This is a genomic window from Pandoraea eparura (assembly GCF_902459725.1).
In the GTDB taxonomy this organism is placed as follows: Bacteria; Pseudomonadota; Gammaproteobacteria; order Burkholderiales; family Burkholderiaceae; genus Pandoraea; species Pandoraea eparura.
In genome coordinates this window covers 713,948-736,848 of the sequence record NZ_CABPSH010000002.1, presented here as the reverse complement: position 1 = coordinate 736,848, position 22,901 = coordinate 713,948, and the positions used below count along the sequence as shown (strand labels likewise).

The 22,901-nt window shown below is 65.5% G+C and carries 19 protein-coding genes; 16 read left to right on the top strand and 3 right to left on the bottom strand.

The window, feature by feature from the left end; translation table 11 throughout:
* Window positions 1-14: 14 nt before the first annotated feature.
* Together PEP31012_RS07535 and PEP31012_RS07530 are read left to right on the top strand one after the other, a co-directional pair.
* Window positions 15-1,112, top strand: coding sequence for a type II secretion system F family protein (locus PEP31012_RS07535; RefSeq protein WP_150588684.1), 1,098 nt, complete (start codon window positions 15-17; stop codon window positions 1,110-1,112).
* 2 nt (window positions 1,113-1,114) lie between these two features.
* On the top strand, window positions 1,115-2,005 hold the full coding sequence (locus PEP31012_RS07530) for a prepilin peptidase (RefSeq protein ID WP_150588683.1): 891 nt from the start codon (window positions 1,115-1,117) through the stop codon (window positions 2,003-2,005).
* Here PEP31012_RS07530 and PEP31012_RS07525 read toward each other — a convergent pair.
* Window positions 1,976-3,655 (bottom strand): GMC family oxidoreductase, encoded by a 1,680-nt coding sequence (locus PEP31012_RS07525; protein ID WP_150588682.1) that lies wholly within the window; start codon window positions 3,653-3,655, stop codon window positions 1,976-1,978. The two genes, PEP31012_RS07530 and PEP31012_RS07525, sit on opposite strands and share 30 nt — an antisense overlap.
* Window positions 3,656-3,942: 287 nt before the next feature.
* Here PEP31012_RS07525 and PEP31012_RS07520 point away from each other — a divergent pair, with 287 nt between their 5' ends.
* Together PEP31012_RS07520 and PEP31012_RS07515 are read left to right on the top strand one after the other, a co-directional pair.
* Entirely contained in the window at window positions 3,943-5,607 is a 1,665-nt protein-coding gene (locus PEP31012_RS07520; protein ID WP_150588681.1) for an isovaleryl-CoA dehydrogenase, read from the top strand.
* Between the two features lie 164 nt (window positions 5,608-5,771).
* The gene (locus PEP31012_RS07515; protein ID WP_425494938.1) at window positions 5,772-7,160 is read left to right on the top strand and encodes a coniferyl aldehyde dehydrogenase; all 1,389 of its coding nucleotides are present in this window, start codon (window positions 5,772-5,774) and stop codon (window positions 7,158-7,160) included.
* Window positions 7,161-7,288: 128 nt separating this feature from the next.
* On the opposite strand, the gene metK is transcribed toward PEP31012_RS07515, so the two are convergent.
* Window positions 7,289-8,467, bottom strand: a complete 1,179-nt coding sequence (gene metK, locus PEP31012_RS07510; RefSeq protein WP_150588679.1) for a methionine adenosyltransferase — start codon at window positions 8,465-8,467, stop codon at window positions 7,289-7,291.
* 188 nt (window positions 8,468-8,655) lie between these two features.
* Here metK and PEP31012_RS07505 point away from each other — a divergent pair, with 188 nt between their 5' ends.
* From PEP31012_RS07505 to PEP31012_RS07485, 5 genes are all read left to right on the top strand, one after another.
* Window positions 8,656-9,552 carry a lipid A biosynthesis lauroyl acyltransferase gene (locus tag PEP31012_RS07505; RefSeq protein ID WP_150588678.1) on the top strand — a complete coding sequence of 299 codons (897 nt, stop codon included), beginning with the start codon at window positions 8,656-8,658 and terminating at the stop codon, window positions 9,550-9,552.
* Between the two features lie 43 nt (window positions 9,553-9,595).
* Window positions 9,596-10,447 carry a diaminopimelate epimerase gene (dapF, locus tag PEP31012_RS07500; protein ID WP_150588677.1) on the top strand — a complete coding sequence of 284 codons (852 nt, stop codon included), beginning with the start codon at window positions 9,596-9,598 and terminating at the stop codon, window positions 10,445-10,447.
* Window positions 10,448-10,615: 168 nt separating this feature from the next.
* Window positions 10,616-11,284: a DUF484 family protein gene (locus PEP31012_RS07495; RefSeq protein WP_150588676.1), complete on the top strand. Its 669-nt coding sequence runs from the start codon at window positions 10,616-10,618 to the stop codon at window positions 11,282-11,284.
* 151 nt (window positions 11,285-11,435) lie between these two features.
* On the top strand, window positions 11,436-12,389 hold the full coding sequence (xerC, locus tag PEP31012_RS07490) for a tyrosine recombinase XerC (protein WP_150588675.1): 954 nt from the start codon (window positions 11,436-11,438) through the stop codon (window positions 12,387-12,389).
* Window positions 12,390-12,509: 120 nt separating this feature from the next.
* The gene (locus PEP31012_RS07485; protein WP_150588674.1) at window positions 12,510-13,724 is read left to right on the top strand and encodes a class I SAM-dependent rRNA methyltransferase; all 1,215 of its coding nucleotides are present in this window, start codon (window positions 12,510-12,512) and stop codon (window positions 13,722-13,724) included.
* Window positions 13,725-13,743: 19 nt separating this feature from the next.
* On the opposite strand, the gene PEP31012_RS07480 is transcribed toward PEP31012_RS07485, so the two are convergent.
* Complete coding sequence (locus tag PEP31012_RS07480; RefSeq protein ID WP_150588673.1) at window positions 13,744-14,619, bottom strand: DMT family transporter; 876 nt, start codon at window positions 14,617-14,619, stop codon at window positions 13,744-13,746.
* A gap of 368 nt (window positions 14,620-14,987) precedes the next feature.
* Here PEP31012_RS07480 and PEP31012_RS07475 point away from each other — a divergent pair, with 368 nt between their 5' ends.
* From PEP31012_RS07475 to hslU, 7 genes are all read left to right on the top strand, one after another.
* Window positions 14,988-15,482: a Fur family transcriptional regulator gene (locus PEP31012_RS07475; protein ID WP_150588672.1), complete on the top strand. Its 495-nt coding sequence runs from the start codon at window positions 14,988-14,990 to the stop codon at window positions 15,480-15,482.
* 91 nt (window positions 15,483-15,573) lie between these two features.
* Window positions 15,574-16,641: a CobW family GTP-binding protein gene (locus PEP31012_RS07470; RefSeq protein WP_150588671.1), complete on the top strand. Its 1,068-nt coding sequence runs from the start codon at window positions 15,574-15,576 to the stop codon at window positions 16,639-16,641.
* 389 nt (window positions 16,642-17,030) lie between these two features.
* Window positions 17,031-17,450: an RNA polymerase-binding protein DksA gene (gene dksA, locus PEP31012_RS07465; protein WP_130027651.1), complete on the top strand. Its 420-nt coding sequence runs from the start codon at window positions 17,031-17,033 to the stop codon at window positions 17,448-17,450.
* Window positions 17,451-17,676: 226 nt separating this feature from the next.
* Window positions 17,677-18,162 carry a hypothetical protein gene (locus tag PEP31012_RS07460; RefSeq protein ID WP_150588670.1) on the top strand — a complete coding sequence of 162 codons (486 nt, stop codon included), beginning with the start codon at window positions 17,677-17,679 and terminating at the stop codon, window positions 18,160-18,162.
* Between the two features lie 349 nt (window positions 18,163-18,511).
* A complete protein-coding gene (locus tag PEP31012_RS07455; protein ID WP_150588669.1) occupies window positions 18,512-20,587 on the top strand; it encodes a TonB-dependent receptor in 2,076 nt (691 codons plus the stop codon).
* A 289-nt stretch (window positions 20,588-20,876) separates the two neighbouring features.
* Window positions 20,877-21,428, top strand: a complete 552-nt coding sequence (gene hslV / locus PEP31012_RS07450) for an ATP-dependent protease subunit HslV (protein WP_150588668.1) — start codon at window positions 20,877-20,879, stop codon at window positions 21,426-21,428.
* Window positions 21,429-21,534: 106 nt separating this feature from the next.
* Window positions 21,535-22,893, top strand: coding sequence for an ATP-dependent protease ATPase subunit HslU (gene hslU / locus PEP31012_RS07445; protein WP_150588667.1), 1,359 nt, complete (start codon window positions 21,535-21,537; stop codon window positions 22,891-22,893).
* Window positions 22,894-22,901: the final 8 nt, after the last annotated feature.

Genomic DNA, 22,901 nt, shown 5'->3' with positions numbered 1-22,901 from the left:
GAAACGCCGTTCAAATGCCTATGCTCGAAGCCGTCAATCGTCTACTTGCCAAGCTGTCGCCTGCGCGCGACCCATACCCGGGACTCAGCCGGGCGAAGCGTCACTTTCGCAAAATGCGGGCGAAGTTCTACAGCGACTTTGCCGATGCCATCGAGGACGGCGCCAATCCGTTCGAACTGTTCTCCCGCCGATATGCACGCGCCAAGGAGCGGCGCAATCCGATGGCGCCGCTTTATGCCATCTGGCGCGACCGTGCGAGCTCGAAGAACCTGCGCAAGTCGTGGCAGGGCACGATTCCCGACGAGGATCTGATCGTGATTTCCGCCGGGGAAAAGGGTGATCTGGCCGGCACACTGCGGTTTCTGGCGCGTGTGGTCACCTTGCAGCAGCAAACCCGTGCGGCGATTGCAGGCGCCGTGGTGCTGCCGATCTTCATGTCGGTGTTGCTCGCGGCGATCCAGTTGGGCGTGGCCTACGGCATGATGCCGATCATGACCGAGATCATGCCGCCGGAGCGGTTTCCGCTCGTGGGCAAGGGGCTGTACGTCCTGTCGGGCTTCGTGGCGAACTGGTGGCCATTGCTCTACGGCGTGCCGCTCGCGACCGTGGTGGCGATCTCGCTGTCGCTGAGTCGATGGGCGGGGCCGCTGCGTCGACGCGCCGACCGTTACGGCCCGTACGCCGTGTATCGCGATGTGCGGGCAGGCGAGTTCCTCGTGGCGCTCGCTGCGCTGACGGGGGCGAAAACGTCGGTGTTCGACGCCGTTTCGCTGTTGCTCGTGGGCGCGTCGCCGTGGATGCGCTCGCACTTGCTGCGCATGCGCGCGTCCCTCAAGAGCGAGCGAAGCCTCGTCAAGGCGATGGACACCGGCATTTTCAACGAGGAGGTCTTCGATCGTCTGGTCGAATACGCGGGACGCACCAACTTCGACGCCGGCATTCGCAAGATCGGCCTGATGACCATCGAGGAGGTCGCGGAGCGCATCAAGGCGCGTTCCGCCGCACTGCGCTCGGTGCTGATGGCACTGGTCGGTCTGACGATCATCTTCACCGTCGGCGGCATGTTGCAGATCGGTCATGCGGCGGGCGAGTACGCGGAGTCGATGTTCTGACGATGCCGTCGCTTATCGATCACGTTGGGGATGCCTTTCGGGCGCTGCCGCGCGAAGCCGTGGTGGCCGCGATGGCGATGCTGGGGCTGCTCTTAGGGAGCTTTCTGAACGTCGTGGTGTGCCGTCTGCCGCGCATGCTGGAGCGGCAATGGGCGCACGAGGCCGCAATGTGGGCGGGCGAGCTGCCGCCAGTCACGCCCACGTACAACCTCGCTTGGCCGCCGTCGCGTTGCCCGCGGTGTGAGACGCGCATCGCGGCGCGTCACAATGTCCCGGTGCTCAGCTACGTCTGTCTGCGCGGTCGATGTGCGCATTGCCGCGCGGCGATTTCGCTGCGCTATCCCTTTGTCGAACTGGCCGTGGGTGTCATGTTCGCAACGCTCGCGTGGACATTTGTCCCATCGATGCAGTACTTCGCCCTGCTGGCGTGGTGCGGTTTCGGCGCGACATTGCTGGCGCTCGCGCTGATCGACATCGACACGCGGCTGTTGCCCGATGCGCTCACGCTGCCGCTGTTGTGGGCCGGCTTGCTGGGCAGCGTCGCAGGCCTCACGCTGCCCATCGACGACGCCGTGCTCGGCGCGACCTTGGGGTATGGCGTCATGGCGGCGCTCGGAGGTGCGTATCGGGCGCTGACCGGTGTCGACGGACTCGGCGGTGGCGACGCCAAGCTCGTCGCCGCGTGCGGCGCGTGGCTGGGCTGGATCGGCACGCCGCTGATGCTCGCGTTCGGCGCGGTGGCAGCCACGCTTGCGTTTGCAGCCCTGGGCGCGTGGCGCGGCCGCGCGTTGCGCGAGCCGCTGCCGTTCGGCCCCTGGCTATGCCTGGGCGCTGTGGCTAGCCTGCTGTGGGGCGAGTCGTTCCTAGACCTGTGGCTGCGCCCGGGCGGTTAATGGCGCCGGCGCGCGCGGCGCGGTGTCGATGGATGCCGATCCAACGCTTAGCCCCGACCGACCCGTGTGAGCCAACATCAGGTCCGCGGCCTTTTCACCGATCATCATCGACGGGGCGTTGGTGTTGCCGCCGATGAGCGTGGGCATGATCGACGCATCGACCACGCGCAAACCTTCCACGCCACGAACCCTCAGCTCAGGATCGACGACCGACGCCGCATCGCTGCCCATCCGGCACGTACCGACCGGATGGTAGATGGTGTCGGCGCGCGCACGGATCAGCGCCGTGAGCGCTTCATCCGACACGATGCCCCGGCTGTGCAACTCCTCGCCGCCGAACTGCGCGAGCGACGGCGCCGCGAGAATCCGGCGAATCACACGTACCCCGCGCAGCAACGTGTCGACGTCCTCCTGTGCTTGCAGAAAGGCCGGGTCGATCTGCGGGGCGTCGCGCATGTCCGCGCTGGCGAGCGTCACGCGTCCACGACTCTTCGGATGCAGCACGCAGGCATGCAACGACAGGCCGCGCCGCAGATGCAGGCGACGATTGTGGTCATCGCAGATGCCCACCAGAAAGTGCATCTGCAAATCGGGGCGCGCCAGCGACGGATCGCTCCTGAGGAAGCCGCCCGCCTCCGCCACATTGCTGGCGAACAGGCCACGCCGCTCGCGCAGATAGTCCAGCCCCTGCGTGAGCAGATGCCACAGTCCCGCCGGCGTGTAGCCGACCAGATCGCGATGCGCGACGTACTTGTTGATGATGACGTCGATGTGATCCTGCAGGTTCTCGCCGACACCCGGCGCGTCGACGTGCACCTCCACGCCATGCGCGCGTAAATGCCCGGCCGGGCCGATGCCGGAACACATCAGCAACTGCGGTGAATTGAACGCCCCGGCGCTGAGCACGACTTCAGCGCGGGCGCGGATCGACTCCAGCGCACCGCGCCGTTGCACCTTGACGCCGATTGCGCGTTTGCCTTCGAAGACCACGCGCTGCACGAGCGCGTCGGTCACGACGTGGAGATTCGCGCGCGATTTGCCGTGCAGATAGGCGCGGGCGGCATTCCATCGTTGCCCGTCTTTTTGCGTCACCTGATAGATGCCCGCGCCTTCGTAGTGCGGACCGTTGAAGTCGTCGCTCACGGGAAACCCGGCTTCGCGCGCCGCGTCGACATAGTGCTGCGAGAACGGATTGATCGTGCGCAGGTCGGCGACGTTGAGCGGGCCGCCGGAGCCGTGCCAGGCGTCCGCGCCGCGTTCGTTGTTTTCGTTGCGGCGGAAGTACGGCAGCACGTCGTCCCATCCCCAGCCGGTGCAGCCCGCCTCGGCCCACGCGTTGTAATCGTCCGGATGTCCGCGCGTGTAGATCATCGCGTTGATCGAACTCGAGCCCCCGAGACCGCGCCCGCGCGGCTGATAGCCCTGCCGTCCGGCCAGTCCGGGCTGTGGGGTCGTGCGATAGCCGTAGTTGCGCCGCGAACGGAACGGCACCAGGGCGGCGAGACCAAGCGGCAGTCGCACGAGAAAGCTGTTGTCGGGCGGACCCGCTTCGATCAGCGCGATCGTGCTGCCGGGCGCACCGTCGGCCAAACGCGCCGCCAGGGCACAACCTGCCGAGCCGCCGCCGACAATGATGTAGTCGTAGTCCATGCTGTCATCCTCCCTTGGATGGGCACTGCATCTACTGCTTTTTTTGACGTCTTGTTCGCTGCTTTCGCTTATCGTTCTGTGCGCTTTTTTTCGCGTCGCGCAGCCGGCGGTCTCTTCTCATGGGCGCCGCCTCTCAGCGGCACTCATTGTAGGCAGACAATTCGTGCGCCCGGGGGGGATGTGAAGCAATCCTCTAATTTATGGGAGCGCGCGGACCTAGCCGCTATGATGAAAGGATGCGCTTGGTGTGACCGTCGCATACGGCACTTGGGCATAGGGAGACACGGATGACGCAAGCCTGGCAGACCCACGACATCACCAATCAGGTGCCGCCGCTCACCGACTACAACCTGTACGCCACCGACGCTGCGCTGCAAGCCGCCGTGGCGGCGTTCGGCGCGCGATGGCATGCGAACGTCCTGCACCGTCAGGGCGCCCGGCTGGGTGAAGCCGAGGTGCAGGCGTGGGCGGAGACGGCCAATCGTCACGCGCCGGAACTGCAATCGTTCGATGCGCAAGGCAATCGTATCGATCGCGTCGAGTTTCATCCGTCGTGGCATGCGCTCATGGGCCTGTTGCGCGGTGCCGAACTGCAGTCGTTGCCGTGGGCGCATCCGCGCGACGGCGCGATGGTGGCGCGCACGGCCGCGTATTTTCTGCACGCGCAAAACGAGGCGGGCGCGTTGTGCCCCACGACCATGACGTTCGCGAGCATTCCCGTGCTCGCCAAGGAGCCCACGCGTTTCGCGTCGATCAAGGACAAGTTGCTCGCGCCACAGCACGACCCGCGCGACGTGCCGCTCGCGCAGAAGCACGCGATCCTCATCGGCATGGGGATGACGGAGAAGCAGGGCGGCTCCGACGTGCGCACCAACACCACCACGGCTACGGATTGCGGTGACGACACGTTTTCGCTCGTCGGTCACAAATGGTTTTTCTCCGCGCCGCAGTGCGATGCGCATCTGGTGCTCGCACGCGACGCCGACAGCGACGCGTTGTCCTGCTTCTTCGTGCCGCGCTATGCGCCGGACGGCCGCAAGAACGCGGTACAGGTGCAACGTCTGAAGGACAAGCTCGGCAATCGCTCCAACGCGAGCAGCGAAGTCGAGTTGCAGGGCGCGTATGGCACACGCGTCGGTGCGCCGGGGCGTGGCATTCCCACCATCATCGAGATGGCGACCTACACGCGGCTCGACTGCGTGATCGGCAGCGCGGCGATGATGCGCACGGGGGTCGTGCAGGCGATTCATCACGCGCGCCATCGCTCGGCGTTCGGGGCGAAGCTTGTCGATCAGGATCTGATGACGACGGTGCTCGCCGACCTCGCGCTGGAGTCGGAAGCGGCGACGTGGCTGGCGATGCGGCTGGCACAGGCGTTCGACGCTGGCGTGTCCGACAACGATTCGCCGTGTGAGCGGGCCTGGCGCCGCATCGTATTGCCCGCCGCGAAGTTCTGGGTATGCAAGCGCGCGCTCGAACTCGCGGGCGAGTGCATGGAGGTATGGGGCGGCAACGGCTATGTCGAGACCGGCCCGCTCGCGCGGCTGTATCGCGAGGCGCCCGTCAATTCGATCTGGGAAGGCTCGGGTAACGTGATGTGTCTCGATGTGCTGCGGGCCATGAGCCGTGAGCCGGACGTCGCCCAACAGTGGTTCCAATGGCTCGCCGAGCGCACGGGTTCGCATGCCGTGCTGCGCGCGGCGTTGGCGCAGTTGCACGGGTGGCTGGCGGCCGATCCGGCAACGCACGCGCTACGTGCGCGCGCCATCGCCCAGCAGGTGGTGCTGCTGGCACAGGCCGGGTTGTTGCTCGAACACGCGCCGGCCGAATTGGCACATGGCTTCATCGAGAGCCGTTTCTCGAACGCGGGCGGACGAGTGTACGGCGTCATGCCGGACACGCTCGCGGTGGCAGTGCAACGCGCCTGGCTCGACCGGGCTTTTCTCGCATAACCGACAACAATATATCGACGGCGTTGGGCGGCACCTACGGTGGCCACCTGCGACCTCAGGGAGGAGAAGGCATGGGATACCACCATGAATTGAACGGTTTGCATGAAGCGGTGCCGACGTCGTCGACATCGAATCCCTCGACGGACGACGACATCGCCCGCGCGATGCTGCTGCCGCGCTTCAACGCGATGCGCCGCGCACACGACGCCGCGCCGCAAGTCGACTGGCCAACGCGCCGGCGTCATCTGAAGGCGTTGCAAGCGATGCTGCACAAGTATCGCGAGCCGTTCGCCAGCGCCATCGATGCGGATTTCGGCGGCCGTTCGGCGCAGGAAACCGACATGCTCGAGCTGTTTCCGGCGCACGGCAATCTGAAGCATGCGCTTGCGCACACGCGTGGCTGGATGCGCGGCTCGCGCGGCTGGGCGAACCTGTGGTTGTTGCCTGCGCGACGCGCCGTCGTGCCGCAGCCCCTTGGCGTCGTCGGCGTAATTGTGCCGTGGAATTACCCGTTGTTTCTGGCCGTCGGCCCGCTCACCGACGCGTTGGCCGCCGGCAATCGGGTGATGATCAAGGTCTCCGAGGTTACGCCACGTTTCGCGGATGCGTTTGCGGCCGCCGTGGCCGAGACCTTCCCGCCCGAATGGGTGACGGTGGTAACCGGCGATGCGCAGGTTGCGCGCGCGTTCTCGACGCTGGCGTTCGACCATCTGCTGTTCACCGGCGCGACGTCGATCGGCCATCACGTCATGCGTGCGGCAAGTGAACACCTCACGCCGGTGACGCTCGAACTCGGCGGCAAGTCGCCTGCCATCATCGGGCCTGGCGCGCGCTGGGAGCACGCGGTGGAGCGCGTCCTGCTCGGCAAGCTGGTCAATGCGGGGCAAACCTGCGTGGCACCCGACTACGTGCTCGTGCCGCGCGAGAGGCTCGACGCCTTCGTGGCCACGGCGCGGCAGGTGGCGGCGCGCCTGTATCCGGACGCCGTGAACAATCCGCAATACACGAGCATCGTGTCGCCGCGTCACTTTGAGCGGTTGTCCGGGCTTGCCGACGAGGCGGCGGCGCAGGGCGCCACGCTGCACGCGCTGTTCGATACCCCGGCGCAGGCAGCGCGCAGGCGTCTGCCGCCCGTGGTGCTCACCGGCGTGCATGACGGCATGCGCGTGATGCGCGAGGAGATCTTCGGGCCGCTATTGCCCGTGGTGCCGTACGACGACGTGGACGCGGCCATTGCCTATGTGAACGCACGCGCGCATCCGCTCGCCCTGTATGTGTTCGACACCGACAACACGCGCATTCGCCGTGTGGTCGACGGCACGCTATCCGGCGGCGTGACGATCAACGACACGTTGCTGCACGTGGCGGAGCATGCGCTGCCGTTCGGTGGCGTTGGCCCGTCCGGCATGGGGGGGTACCACGGCGAGGCGGGCTTCCGGACGTTTTCCAAGGAAAAGCCGATCTTCCGGCAGGCCCGCTGGAACGGCGCCGGGCTGCTCAACCCGCCCTACGGCAGGGTGTTCGCCACGATGATCCGGCAACTGCTGCGCTGAGCGCTGAGCGCCGGCATCAAGCGTCAAGCATCGCGACAAAGCAAAACCCCCGCCCGGGGCGACCCAGGCGGGGGTTTTGTCTGGCGCCCCCCGGTAGAGACGAGGGATGCCGCGAGGGCGATGCTGAATCAGGCCACGGCGCGCAGACCGGCGTCGGCCAGCAGGATGTCGGCGCGGTCGGTCGCTTCCCACGAGAATTCCGGCTCTTCACGGCCGAAATGGCCGTAGGCGGCAGTCTTCTCATAGATCGGACGCAGCAGGTCAAGCATCTGGATGATGCCCTTCGGACGCAGGTCGAAGTGCTTCTCGACCAGCTCGGCGATACGCTGATCGCTGATCTTGCCCGTGCCGAAGGTGTTGACCATGACCGACGTCGGACGCGCCACGCCAATGGCGTACGAGACCTGGATCACGCACTTCGAGGCCAGACCGGCGGCCACGATGTTCTTCGCGACGTAACGGCCGGCGTAGGCGGCCGAGCGGTCGACCTTCGACGGATCCTTGCCCGAGAACGCACCACCGCCGTGCGGGGCGGCACCGCCGTACGTGTCGACGATGATCTTGCGGCCCGTGAGGCCGGCGTCGCCCTGCGGGCCACCGATCACGAAACGGCCGGTCGGGTTCACCAGGAACTTGATGTCGCCCTTGATCAGGTCGGCCGGCAGCACCGGCTTGATGACTTCTTCGATCACGGCTTCGCGCAGGGCTTCCAGCGCGATGTCCGGATGGTGCTGCGTCGAGAGCACGACCGTGTCGATGCTGTGCGGACGGCCGTTTTCGTACTTGATGGTGACTTGCGACTTGGCATCCGGGCGCAGCCAGGGCAGACGGCCATCACGACGCACTTGCGACTGGCGCTCGACCAGGCGGTGCGACAGATAGATCGGCAGCGGCATAAGTTCCGGCGTTTCATCGCAGGCGTAGCCGAACATCAGGCCCTGGTCGCCGGCGCCCTGATCGAGGTTGTCGTCATGCGCACGGTCCACGCCCTGGGCGATGTCCGGCGACTGGCGGTCGTAGGCGACCAGCACCGCGCAACCCTTGTAGTCGATACCGTAGTCGGTGTTGTCGTAGCCGATGCGGCGGATAGTCTCGCGCGCGACCTGCTGGTAGTCGACCGTGGCGGTTGTGGTGATTTCACCCGCCAGCACGACGAGGCCCGTGTTGCACAGCGTTTCTGCGGCAACACGCGCGTACTTGTCTTGCGTCAGGATGGCGTCGAGCACGGCATCCGAAATCTGGTCGGCAACCTTGTCGGGGTGGCCTTCGGAAACCGATTCGGAAGTAAAGAGATAGTCGTTCGCCACTTCTGGCTCCTCTAAACGAATTTGGCGACTCACGTTGCCGTCATCGGAGGAGAAGCGGCGACGCTTTAGCGGAAAATTGGTCGAATGCGCTGCCTCGATCGGGTGGCACATTCGAATCGCCCCGCAAGTTGTCAGTTAACTCGGCGATGTCGCTTATTATACGCCCCTGAAGAAATCCTGCTTGCGACATGGCAACCACTCCCAAGAAATCCCTCGGGTACTACCTGAGCGTTGGCCTGCTGCGCGGGCTCAACCTGCTGCCCTATGGCTGGGTCGCGCGCTTTGGCGCCGGTCTCGGGCACCTGTTGTACCTGATCCCCAGCTCGCGTAAGCGCGTTGTGCACACCAATTTGCGGCTGTGTTTCCCGCATTGGGACGAGGCGACGCGCGAGCGCGTGGCCAAGGCATCGTTCGTGCACGCGATTCGCAGCTATGCCGAGCGCAGCGTGCAATGGTTCGCCGACGGCAAGAAGCTGGAGCGGCTCATCGAACTCGACTCGGCCGTCGACCTGCGCGATCCAAAGATGCCGCCGACGATCCTGCTCGGGTTCCACTTCGTCGGCATCGAGGCGGGCTCGGTGTTCATCAACTACTCGCTGCACCGGCCGTGCGCGTCGCTCTACACGCCGATGTCGAGCCCGGCGTTCGATGCCATGGCGCGCGAGCAGCGGGGCCGTTTCGACGCGGAAATGATCCCGCGCGGCGACAGTGCCCGCGACGTGCTGCGCATGTTCCGCAAGGGCAAACCGGTCATGCTGGCGGCCGACATGGACTACGGCGCGCGCAATTCCACGTTCGTGCCGTTCTTCGGTGTCGACACGTGCACGCTGACGTCCGTGTCTCGCTTGGCCGAAGTCGGCCGCGCCCAGATCCTGCCGTTCATCGGCGAGGTGTTGCCCAATTACAAGGGCTACCGCCTCAAGGTCTTCCCGGTGTGGGAAAACTACCCCAGCGGCGACCCGGACGCCGACGCGCGCCGCATGAACGCCTTCCTCGAAGAACAGATTCTGAAGATGCCGGAGCAGTACTACTGGGTGCACAAGCGTTTCAAGACGCGCCCGCCTGGCGAGCCGAGCGTGTACTGACCGGTGCCGGATGCGCGTCGACCTTCTCCACTACAATAGCGCCATGAAGCTCAAATTCACCAAGATGCAGGGCGCCGGCAACGACTTTGTCGTGATCGACGGCATCTCGCAGACCATCGATTTCACGCCGGACCAGTGGCGCGCGCTCGCTGACCGCCATTTCGGCGTTGGCGCGGATCAACTCCTGCTCGTCGAACGCGCGACGCAGCCCGGCGTCGACTTCCGCTATCGCATCTTCAACGCCGACGGCGGCGAGGTGGAGCATTGCGGCAACGGCGCGCGCTGCTTCGTCAAGTTCGTGCGCGACACGGGGCTGACCGACAAGCGTACGGTACGCGTCGAGGTGCAGCAGGGTGTGATCACGCTCACGATGCGCGAGGACGGGCAGGTCAGCGTCGATATGGGCGCGCCGATCCTCACGGCGTCGGACGTGCCGTTCGACGCCAGCGGGCTGGCCGGGCGCGGCGAGGGCGACGACACGCTCTGGCCGCTCGACGTGGCCGGCAAGACGACGTGGATTTCGGTGGTCTCGATGGGCAACCCGCATGCCGTGCAGGTGGTCGATGATGTCGACACTGCGCCAGTGGAAACGGACGGGCCGCTGATCGAGCGTCACCCGCGCTTCCCGCGCCGCGTGAATGCGGGCTTCCTGCAGGTGGTGAACCCGCATCAGGCGCGTCTGCGCGTGTACGAGCGCGGTGCCGGCGAGACGCTCGCCTGTGGCACCGGGGCATGTGCGGCGGCGGTGGCGGGCATCCGTCGCGGTCTGCTGGCCACGCCCGTGGCCATCGAAACGCACGGCGGCACGCTCACCATCGACTGGGACGGCGAAAGCGGCCCGGTCATCATGACGGGACCGGCCACCACGGTCTTCGAAGGGACGATCGAGATCTGACGTCGAACGTCGGCTCCGGTGTTCCGCGCGGACAGGCCGCGGTAGCAGCACAGTAAGATTTTGGTTTCTGACGGACTCTGATTTAGCGACCCTGGCGGCCGCGCGCCACCGTTGTGCCTCGCGCGCAGCGGCGGCGGGCGACAGTTGACGAACAGCAGACGGACACTCATGAACGACCGAGATATTGCGGAATACCTGATCGCGCATCCCGACTTCTTCGAACGCCATGCCGAATTGCTGGCCGGCGTGCGGCTCACCAGTCCGCACGGCCAGCGTGCCGTGTCGCTGCAGGAGCGCCAGATTGAGATGCAGCGCGAGAAGACCAAGCAGATCGAGCGGCGCCTCGCCGAACTGATGCGCTACGGCCACGAAAACGACGACATCTCGGCCAAACTGCATCGCTGGACCCTCGGCTTGCTCGGCGAGCGCGATCCGCATGCCTTGCCTGACGCAATCGCCCGGGGCCTGCGCGACGTGTTCAACGTCCCGTTCGCGGCCGTTCGCGTGTGGAACGTGGCGGCGCCGTATGAACCCGCCGAGTTCGCCCGCAGCGTGAGCGAAGAGGTGAAGATCTTCGCGTCGAGCCTGGCGACCCCCTATTGCGGCGCCAATACCGGTTTCGAAGCGGTGACGTGGCTCGGTGCGCCGAGCGATCCGGCGTCGGTGGCCCTGCTCGCGCTGCGCGACCCGCAAGTGACCGATGGCCCGGTCTTCGGCCTGCTCGTCATGGGCTCGGAAGACGCCCGGCGTTTTCACGAAGGCATGGCGACCGACTTCCTGTCGCAGATTGGTGAGCTGGCCGGGGCGGCGCTCAGCAAGCTGCGCGCGAACGACTGATGCGCATCGCCGGCGCCCGGGCGGTCTGACGATCTGACGGCGCCGTTCACCACACCTGATGGTCACCTCGACCCGATCGCCACGTCCTGCCAGCGGGGCTGCGCCCAAGGCTCGCGCCGGGCGCGCCTCGCTGGAACGCGCGCGCAAGCCCATGTCCGATGCCGAAGCATCGGGCGACGAGGCGCCCCTCGAACCGGGCATCCGCCACTACCTCACGTCGCTCGCCAGCGAGCGCAAGCTCGCCGAACTCACCCTGGAGAATTACACGCGCGACCTGCGGCAGTTGCAGCGTCTGGCGCGTGGCCGTTCTCTCGAATCGCTGGAACATGGCGACATCCGTCGCTTCGTCATGCAGTTGCACAGCGAGGGCCTCGCCGGCCGCTCGATCGCCCGCAAGCTCTCCGCCTGGCGCGGCTATTTCGCGTGGCTTGCCCAGCGTACTTCGCTGGCGGCCAACCCCGTCGAGGGCGTGCGCGCACCGAAGCAACCCAAGCCGTTGCCGAAAGCGCTGTCGCCGGATCAGGCGTCGGCGCTCGTCGAGTTCGCGTCTGGCACGTCCGCCGAGGCCGTCCGCGACCGGGCGATGTTCGAGTTACTCTATTCGTCGGGCTTGCGTCTGTCGGAACTCACGAGTCTCGACCATCGCTATGTCGAGACCGAGGGTTACCGTTCCGCGAGCTGGCTGGATTTGCCGGAGCGTGAAGTGGTCGTGACCGGCAAGGGAAACAAGCGACGTCGCGTGCCGGTGGGGGAGAAGGCCGCGCAGGCGCTCGCCAGTTGGCTGGACATGCGTGTGGGACTGGCGACGGCCGAACCGCACGCGCTGTTCCTGTCGGCGCGCGGCAAGCGCATTGGCGCGCGCGCCGTGCAGCAGGGGCTGGCGCGCCACGCACTGGCGGCGGGGCTGCCCACGCACGTCCACCCGCACATGCTGCGGCATTCGTTCGCCACGCACGTCCTGCAATCGTCCGGCGATCTGCGTGCCGTGCAGGAAATGCTGGGTCACAGCAATATTTCGACGACGCAGATCTACACCAAACTCGACTTCCAGCATCTCGCGAAGGTCTACGATCAGGCGCATCCGCGCTCGCGCAAGAAGCCCTGAGCATTGCGGCGGACGGCGCGACTCGGTGTAGAATCGCGTCCTTCCCCAGCAAGTCCCGCACGTTGTCCGTCTGCCGGATGACTTGCCGTCACCCCGTCGTCAACCGTTGGTCCGTCCCGCATGAATACCTTGACCCTCAAGCCCGGCAAAGAAAAATCCTTGCTGCGCCGTCACCCCTGGATTTACGCCACCGCCGTGGCGCGCGTGGACGGCAAGCCGGCTTCCGGCGCGACGGTTGTGGTGCGCGCCGCCGATGGGCGATTCCTCGCGCGCGCCGCGTTCAGCCCGGTCTCGGCCATTCGTGCCCGCGTGTGGACGTTCGACGAAAACGAGCCGGTCGATCATGCGTTCTTCAAGCGTCGCGTGAGCGCGGCCCTCGCTTATCGCGAGCAGATGGTGCATGACACGGGAGCGACCCGCCTGATCTTCGGCGAGGCCGACGGCCTGCCGGGCCTGATCGTCGACCGTTACCAATCGGCGCCTGGCGCGCCGGAGACGGACCAACTCGTCTGCCAGTTCATGGCGGCGGGCGTGGAAGTCTGGAAGGACGCGATCGTGAACGCCCTTGTCGGCGCGACCGGCTGTCCCAATGTCTACGAGCGCTCCGACGCCGCCGTGCGTGAGCGCGAAGGCCTGCTGAGCCTCACCGGCGTGCTGGCGGGGGCTGAGCCGCCCGAGCCCCCGGATTTGCTGACGACGTACGAGTGCGGTGTGAAGTATTACGTCGACGTGCGCACCGGGCACAAGACCGGCTTCTACGTCGACCAGCGCGACAACCGTCTGCTGGTGCAGCAACAGGCCAAGGGCCGCGACGTGCTCAACTGCTTCTGCTACACGGGCGGCTTTTCGCTGGCGGCGCTGGCGGGCGGGGCACAGAGCGTGCTGTCCATCGACTCGTCGGGCGACGCGTTGGCGATCGGTGCGCGCAACGTCGAACTCAACGGTTTCGATGCCGCGCGTGCCGAATGGCGCGACGCCGACGTCTTCAAGACGCTGCGCGCGCTGCGCGAAGAGGGGCGTCTGTTCGACATGATCGTGCTCGATCCGCCCAAGTTCGCGCCGTCGGCCCACCACGTGGAGCGTGCCGCAAGGGCGTACAAGGACATCAACCTGGCCGGCTTCAAGTTGCTGCGTCCGGGCGGCCAGTTGCTGACGTACTCGTGCTCGGGCGCGATCGATGCCGATCTGTTCCAGAAGATCGTGGCGGGCGCGGCCGTCGATGCCGGCGTCGACGCCCGCATCCTGCGCCGCCTGTCGGCGGGCATGGATCACCCGATGCTCACGCAATTCCCCGAAGGGGAATACCTCAAGGGTCTTTGGTTACAGCGCATGTGAGCACTTGCTTTTCTGGGCGTCAACCGAGCGTCAATGCGACCACACCCAGCGCGATCAACACGGCGCCGCCCACGCGGCGGTGCATCTCCCCCTCGCCCAGCAGCCGCACGCCCAGCAGCGCGGCGATCATCATCGACATCTCACGGGCCGGGGCGACGTGCGAGACCGGCGCGAACTTGAGCGCGGTCAGGATCAGGAAGTAGGACATCGGCGAGATCAGCGAGATCAGCATGATCTTGCGCCAGTTCGCCTGCCAGAGCATGGCCATGCGCGCGGGACGCGAGCACGCCATCGGTGCCGAGAGCGCCACCCGCAGCACGTTTTCCAGGTAGTAGTAGACGAGTGGTGCGAGCAGCAGTGTGCGGATGGCGTAGGCGTCGGCCAGCGTATAGGCCGCAATGAATCCGCCGGTCAATACACCCCAGCCGGCTCCCGCGTGCAGCGTGCCGCGCCGGAACAGGCGCTCGCCGCCGGCAATGAACAGCACACCCATCACGACCAGACCGATCCCGGCGAGCGCGAGCCAACCCGGGCGTTCCCCCAGCAGCACGATGGCGCCCAGCGACGACAGTAAGGGCCCAGTGCCACGTGCGAGCGGATACACCACCGACAGGTCGCCTACCCGATAGCCGCGCTGCAACACCAGCGTGTAGCCATAGTGCAGGATGGCGCTCGTAGCGATGACGGTCCAGCCGAGCGCGTTCGGCCAATGGGCGTGCGAGCCGATCAGGAAGAACAGCGCCAGCGGGGTGTACAGCACCACGGTGAGCAGCGCATAGAGGAAGACGAGTTGCGGTCCGCCGCCTTCGCTCGTGTCGATACGTTTGGCGAGGAAATTCCACGTGGCGTGCAGAAAGGCGGCGGTGACGACGAGGGCGAGAGCGGTAGGCGACATGGCGAGCGGTATTTTTGGCGTCAATTGTATGACGCATTTCCCGTTGACCACTGGTCAGGATCGGCCGGCGGTCCCCGGTACTCCCGGCATCCCCCAGGCATCCCCCAGGCATCCCCCGGGCAGCCACCGGGCATCCTCCGGGCGTCCACCAGGCGTCCACCGGGCGTCCACCGGCACTCCCCCGGGCGTCGTCCCCCGACGCTCCCCGGCACTCCCCCACATGCCCACATGCCCACATGCCCGACATCCCCGACATCCCCGACATCCCCGACATCCCCGACATCCCCGACATCCCCCGGCCCGCGCCAGGAAGCGCTCACTTTTGCAACTCGGTTGCAGCGCTGGCGGGGCTGTGCTTAAATCGATTCATGAGCCTTATTCAACTACAACCGTATCTGGAAGCGGCACGCGCAAGTTTGCAGGAGCAATCGGGTCGCGTGACCTCGGGGCGCGTGCGTGTGCTGGCGCTGCTGCTCAAGGCGGGCCGTCCGCTCACGCATCAGGAAGTGCTGGCCGATCTGGCCACCGACACCGATCCGCTCGACCGTGTAACTGCCTACCGTGTGCTCGATTGGCTGGTCGCGCAGGGCTGGGCCACCAAGCAAGCCGGCGACGACCGTATTTTCCGCTTCGTGATGGCCGAGCACGTCGACCCGCAACGCGCCGCGTCGCCGCGCCCGCATACGCAACACGGTCATTTTCGTTGCGTACGCTGCCACCGAACCTTCTGCCTTGACGATTGGCCCCAGCATCCCCAACTGAGTGAGCGCGAACTCAAGCGCCTACCGAAGGGTTTCGTGGGCGAACAGGTCGAGCTGCTGATTCACGGCACCTGCGCGCAGTGCGCGGGTGCCCCCAACTGACGCGTTCCCAGCCGCTTTTCGTTACCTCGGGTACAGTGGGTGACATTCAGGCGGCATCGGGTACGCCGCATTACAACAGGACATCGCATTCATGACCCCCGTCACCATCCTGACCGGCTTTCTCGGCAGCGGGAAAACCACGTTGCTCAAGCGCATTCTGACCGAGGCGCACGGCATGAAGATCGCCGTCATCGAAAACGAATTCGGTGAAGAGAACATCGATAACGACATCCTGGTGCAGGAAAACGCCGAGCAGATCGTGCAGATGAGCAATGGCTGCATCTGCTGCACGATCCGTGGCGATCTGGTGAAGGCGCTGTCCGACCTGAACAGCCAGCGCGACGCGGGCGCGATCCAGTTCGACCGCGTGGTCATCGAGACGACCGGCCTGGCCAACCCTGGCCCGGTGGCGCAGACCTTCTTCATCGACGACGAAGTGGCCGACACCTACCGGCTCGACGCCATCATCACGCTGGTCGACGCGAAGCATGGCCAGCAGCAGCTCGATCAGCACGAAGTGGTGCAGCGCCAGGTGGGGTTTGCCGATCGCCTGTTCATCACCAAGGCCGATCTGGTCACCCCCGAGGCGCTGGGCGACCTCAAGCATCGCCTCGCGCACATGAATCCGCGCGCGCCGCAACAGGTCGTCGATTTCGGTCAGGCCGACCTGAAGCAGATCTTCGACCTTCATGGCTTCAACCTGAACGACAAGCTCGACATCGATCCGGACTTCCTCGGCGCCGACGAGCACGCCCATGACCACGATCACGGCCATGAGCACGATCATTCGCACTGCGATCACGAGCATGACCAGTGCGCCCACGCGGGGCACGGCCACGACCACGCCCATGCGCACCACGACGACGCCATCAAGTCGTTTGTCTTCCGCAGCGAGAAAGCCTTCGATCCGGCGAAGCTGGAGGATTTCCTCGGGAGCATCCTACAGGTGTACGGCGAACGCTTATTGCGTTATAAAGGTGTATTAAACATGCGCGGCATCGACCGCCGGGTCGTGTTCCAGGGCGTGCACCAGATGATGGGTAGCGACGTGGGCGCAAAATGGCAACCCGGCGAGACGCCGAACACCAAGATGGTGTTCATCGGTGCCGAGCTGCCGAAAGACATCATCCTGCAAGGGCTGGAGCGCTGTCTGGTCTGAGCGGGACCGGCGAACCGTGCAACGGGAAACCCCTTAACCGGGGCTGTTGAACGATTCGGTTACAATACGTGCCCACTGGGGCTGCCGCCAGCGAATCGATGCGGCGCTCCGGGGGCAGGCAGAGGAGCACCGCCATGGCTACCGCCTCTCGCAAGAGTGCCACCGCAGGCCCCACGCGTCGGTCGGAACCGGCGTCGGAAGCGGGTGCCAAGCGGGCTCCAGCAGGTAATTCGAAGACGGGCGAAAAGGCCGCCGCCAAGCACGGGGCGCCCCGATCGTCCGGCAGGAACGTAACCCAAGAAGCCGCCCGCGGCATCGCCGGTAAGCAAGACGTCCCACTCGCTGCAGGGGCGTCACCGGACTATCCGAAAGAGACGCCACAAAAACCCATGAGCAAGAAAAGACTTTTGACCGAGGCCGAAATTCTGAAGATGGGCGAGAAGGACTACATGAATGAAGATCAACTCGCCTTCTTCAAGGATCGTCTGGAAAATCTGCAAGCTGACATTTTGCGCAACGCCGGTCAAACCACCGAAAACCTGCGCGAGACCATTCTCGTCCCGGATCCGGCCGACCGCGCCACGATCGAAGAGGAGCACGCACTCGAGCTGCGGACCCGCGATCGCGAACGCAAGCTGCTGAAGAAGGTGCAGCAGTCTCTCGCGCGCATCGAATCGGGGGAATATGGCTGGTGCGAAGAAACCGGAGAGCCGATCGGCGTTCCGCGTCTGCTCGCCCGCCCGACGGCTACCCTGTCGCTCGAAGCGCAGGAGCGTCGCGAATTGCGTCAAAAGCTGTTCGGCGACTGATCGCATCGCACAACCGGCCCGACCGCGCGCGGTGGCGGCAGTTCAGGTCCGTCGGCCCCCCGGTTTGCCAAAGGCATGTCTGCTCGACATGCCTTTTTTGTTGCCTTTTTGAGACTGGCAGATCCGCCGCTCCCCCGACTCGCCTGGGACTGTGGCTTATTCGCAACGCTCGCTGTCAGGCAAGCTTTGTGTCACAATTGCAACTCAGTTGCAATTGTGACCGCCCATGTCGTCTATCCCGTCCGCCTCTCGTCTGTGGCGTACGCGTCTGCGTACGCTGATGGGCCATGGGCGAAGCGGCTGGGTCGCATGGCTCGTCGTTGCGCTGATCGGCGTACAGATTTGGGGGCTGCAACACGAAATCCTGCATGCCCGCGGGTTGTCTGGCATTGCGCCGCGAGTGTCCGCAGATCGCGGCGCGTCCGCTACGGTCAACGTGCAGGACGCAGACGGTGCCGATGACGCGGCGTTAGCCATTGCCGCTGATGGGCGGGTTCAATCGATGGGAATGGCGCCCATCGGCTTCGGCAATCACCACCACCATTGCCACCTGTTCGAAGGCGCGACGCTGGCCGCCGCCATGGCCGTGGCCGTCGTATCGTGGGGCGGCGACGCCGTCGCCGCGAGCGCCCCGCAGCAGGCCACCGGCCGCAGCCACGCGAGCACGCTCCGACGTCCGTTCGACTCGCGCGCGCCGCCGCTCGCCGTCTGACGCCACGCGTTTTTGCGCGACACGTCGCGTATTACGCGCTTGCCCGCGCTGACCGCGCGAATCTCTGCCAATGCCCCGTACCGACCGTCGCAGCTTTCAGGCTCGCGACGGCGGCTGCGGTCGCACGCTCGTCTGCCCTGGGGGTGACGCGGCGGGGCTTCGTTCGCGCCGATTCACGGGATCCTCGGGAGCCGCTCGACAACGCTCCCGCGCACCGACCCAACCCCTTCATATTGATATGGCACTCCCTGCTTCGACCGCCGCGCGTGAGCGCGCGACGCTCTCACTCGCTTGCACTTCCCGCTTCGATGCCCTTTGCGCTTCGCGCCAGACGTGCCGCCCACGGTCCATGCTCGCGCCGCTACCGCTCGCGGTCGCGCTGACATTCAGCACGCTCGCTGCGGCAAGCGTGTCCGTGCAGGCGGCCGATGCGCACGATGCACCCTCGCAACCGACGTCCACCGCCGCCCCGGCACCGGCCGAAGTCGCATTGCCGACCACTTTCGTGACGGGCAATCCGCTTGGGCGTGCCGCTGCCGACTTGACCGTGCCGCTGACCGAACTCGACGGGAAAGCGCTGGCGTTACGCCGTGCCGGCACGCTGGGCGAGACGCTTGACGGCTTGCCCGGTGTTTCGGCCACATCCTATGGCCCGAATGTCAGCCGTCCGATCATTCGCGGTCTCGACGGCGACCGCATTCGCGTGTTGCAGAACGGCACTGCGGCGCTCGACGCCTCATCGCTGTCCTACGACCACGCCGTGGCGCAGGATCCGCTCACCATTGAACGCGTGGAAATCGTGCGAGGCCCCGCGGCGCTGCTCTATGGCGGCAACGCCGTCGGCGGTGTGGTCAACACCCTCGACAACCGCATCCCGCGCGAATCCATCACCGGCATCTCCGGCGCGACGGACGTGAGCTATGGCGGCGCGAATCGAGAACGCGCAGGGGCCGCGCAGCTCGAATTCGGCAACGGCGAATTCGCGTTTCACGTGGACGGCTTCGCGCGAAAAAGTGCCGACCTGCGCATTCCCGGCTTTGCGCGTTCGGCGCAACAACGCGCACTCGACGATGAAGGCACGGCGCAACCGTCTGGCACGTTACCCAACAGTCAGGGACAGGTGAGCGGTGCGGCCATCGGTGCATCAAAGACATGGGCGAATGGCTACACGGGCATTTCGTACTCCGGCTACGACTCGGATTACGGCACCGTGGCCGAGGCCGATACGCGCATCCGCTTGCGGCAGCAGCGCCTGGCATTGGCCAGCGAAGTCCGAGACCTGAGCGGCCCGATCACGGCGCTCAAGTTCGACTTCGGCTACACCGACTACGAGCACAAGGAAATCGAAAACGGCCAGACGGGCACGACCTTCAAGAACCACGGCTACGAAGGCCGTATCGAAGCGCATCACGCGAAGATCGGGCCGCTTGACGGCGCGGTGGGCGTGCAGTTCTCGCAGAACACGTTCTCCGCCCTGGGGGAGGAAGCGTTCGTGCCGAAGAGCGACACGCGCAACGTTGCGCTGTTCGCCCTGGAGGAGTGGGCCGTCAGTCGGGCGGTGAAGCTGTCGTTCGGCGCGCGTATCGAGCATACGAGCGTCAAGCCGACAGCCGGCGGCAACGAACGCTTCGACAATCTGCCATCGCGCGACTTCACGCCGGGCAGCGTGTCGGCGGGGGCGGTCTTCGCCTTGGCGCCGGCCTGGTCGGTCGTGCTCAACACCTCATACACCGAACGCGCACCGACGTTCTACGAGCTGTATGCGAACGGTCCGCATCTGGCGACCGGGGTCTGGGAAATCGGCAATCCGCAGGCCGCGCTTGAAAAGGCGTTGTCGACGGATCTGTCGCTACGCTATGCGCACGGCCCGAACAAGGCCAGCGTCGGTGTGTTCTACAGCCGCTTCAACAACTTCATCGCACTCAACAACACGGGGCGCACCATCGACGAGGGCGACCAGCGTCTGCCGGTCTATCAATACGCGGGCGTACCGGCCGATCTCTACGGTGCGGAAGCCGAAGGCCGTGTGCGTCTCTGGCAGCGGCACGGCAATCTCGATCTCGAACTGCGCGGCGATTACACGATCGGACGCAATCGCGAGACGGGCGAACCGCTGCCACGCATTGCGCCGTTGCGTCTGACGGCGGCGCTCGCGTACGGTCTGGGCCACTGGGGCGCACGACTGGAAATGGTGCATGCCACCGCGCAAGGCCGTGTGCCTGCCAATGATCTGACGACCGGCGGCTACACCACGCTTGGTGCGGCGCTCACGTATCAGTTCAAGGCGGGTGGCGCGCAGTGGCTGGCGTACCTGAAAGGGGAGAACCTGACCAACCAGGAGGTACGTCTGGCCAGTTCGGTGCTGCGCGACATTGCGCCGCAGGGCGGTCGGTCGGTTCGTGTCGGTTTGCGCACCACGTTCTGAGCGGCATCGCGCCGCAAAATCGAGGCAATTTCCGAGAAATTTCCTCGCAGCAGAAGATTCGCGCGGCGCGATGCCGCGCGAATCCCTCCATCCATGCCGCGTTGCGCGAGATCGGTCGAGTGTCGACGGGCCGCGCGGGCGTGTTGCCGTCGACGCCTCTTGATATTCTTTCGATTGCCCTAAACTACAGTCACGTCTCGCCCGGCGGGGCGCGCTGTCACGGACGTGCGGCGTGCGCAGCCGGGCCAATCGTTACGGGGCGCGTGTCGCCCCCCGAAAAGGAACAGGCATGGAGCAATATCACGGCACCACCATCGTCTGCGTTCGGCGCGGCGATCAGGTCGCGCTTGGCGGCGACGGTCAGGTCACCCTCGGCAACATCGTGATGAAGGGCACTGCCCGCAAGGTACGCACGATTTACGAAGGCAAGGTCATGGTTGGCTTCGCCGGTGCGACCGCGGATGCCTTCTCGCTGCTCGATCGTTTCGAGGCAAAGCTCCAGAAGCACCAGGGGCATCTGACGCGCTCGGCGGTGGAACTGGCCAAGGACTGGCGTACCGATCGCATGCTGCGCCGCCTCGAAGCGATGATGATCGTCGCCGATGCCGAGACCACGCTGGTCATCACCGGCAATGGCGATGTGCTCGATCCGGAAGGCGGCGTGGCCGCGATCGGTTCTGGCGGATCGTACGCCCAGGCGGCGGCCCGGGCGCTGGTCGAGAACACCGAGCTGACGCCAGCGGAAGTCGTCAAGAAGGCGCTGACGATCGCGGGCGACATGTGCATCTACACCAACGGCAATCACATCATCGAGTCGCTGCCCCCGAAGGCAGTGCAGTGACGTCGCACGTGCCGCAGTCGATGGACGTCTGCGGCGCGAGTGGCCGGCCGGGCAGTGACCGACCGGGCGTCACGCTCTGTGCGAACCCCCTAATTTGGCGAACGTCATGACCCATATGACCCCCTCCGAGATCGTTTCCGAACTCGACAAACACATCATCGGCCAGCACAAGGCCAAGAAGGCCGTCGCGGTGGCGTTGCGCAACCGCTGGCGTCGTCAGCAGGTGGCCGACCCCCTGCGCCAGGAAATCACGCCGAAGAACATTCTGATGATCGGTCCGACCGGTGTCGGCAAGACCGAAATCGCCCGCCGTCTGGCCAAGCTGGCCGACGCGCCGTTCATCAAGGTCGAGGCAACCAAGTTCACCGAAGTCGGCTATGTGGGCCGCGACGTGGACAGCATCGTGCGCGACCTCGCGGAAATCGCGATCAAGCAGACGCGCGAAGCCGAAATGAAGAAGGTGCGTACCACGGCGGAAGATCGCGCCGAGGATCGCATTCTCGACCTGTTGCTGCCGAGCGCGCGCGAGTCGTCGCGCGACATCCGTTTCGGGTCGGCCTCGCACGAGGTCGAGGCCAGCAGCGAGGATAACGCCACGCGTCAGACGTTCCGCAAGCGTCTGCGCGAAGGTCAGCTCGACGACAAGGAAGTCGAACTCGAAGTGGAAATTCCGGCGCAGGGCATGGAGATCATGGGCCCGCCGGGCATGGAAGAGATGACCGAGCAGATCAAGGGCATGTTCGCGAATCTGGGCAACCAGCGCAAGAAGCGCCAGAAGCTCAAGATCAAGGACGCGCTCAAGGTGCTGACCGACGAAGAAGCGTCGAAGATGCTCAACGACGAGGAGGTCAAGCAACTGGCCTTGCGCAACGTCGAGCAGAACGGCATCGTGTTCCTCGACGAAATCGACAAGATCGCCACGCGCAGCGAAGTGGGCGGCGGCGACGTGTCGCGTCAGGGCGTGCAGCGCGACCTGCTGCCGCTGGTCGAGGGCACGACCGTGAGCACGAAGTTCGGCATGATCAAGACGGATCACATCCTGTTCATTGCGAGCGGGGCGTTCCATCTGGCCAAACCGAGCGATCTGATTCCGGAGTTGCAGGGCCGTTTCCCGATTCGCGTCGAACTCGAATCGCTGTCGGTCCAGGATTTCGAAGCGATTCTCACGCAGACAGATGCCAGCCTCGTGAAGCAGTATCAAGCCTTGCTTGCCACGGAAGACGTGAAGCTCGACTTCGCGCCGGACGGTATCAAGCGGCTCGCGGAAATCGCCTTCTCGGTCAACGAGAAGACTGAGAACATCGGGGCGCGGCGTCTTTACACCGTCATCGAGAAGCTGCTCGAGGACATTTCGTACAACGCCGGCAAGCAAGCGAACGAAGTGGTGTCGATCGACGCCGGCTACGTCAATCGCTTCCTCGAGGAAGTGGCGCAGAACGAAGATCTGTCGCGCTACGTGCTGTGATGCCCTGA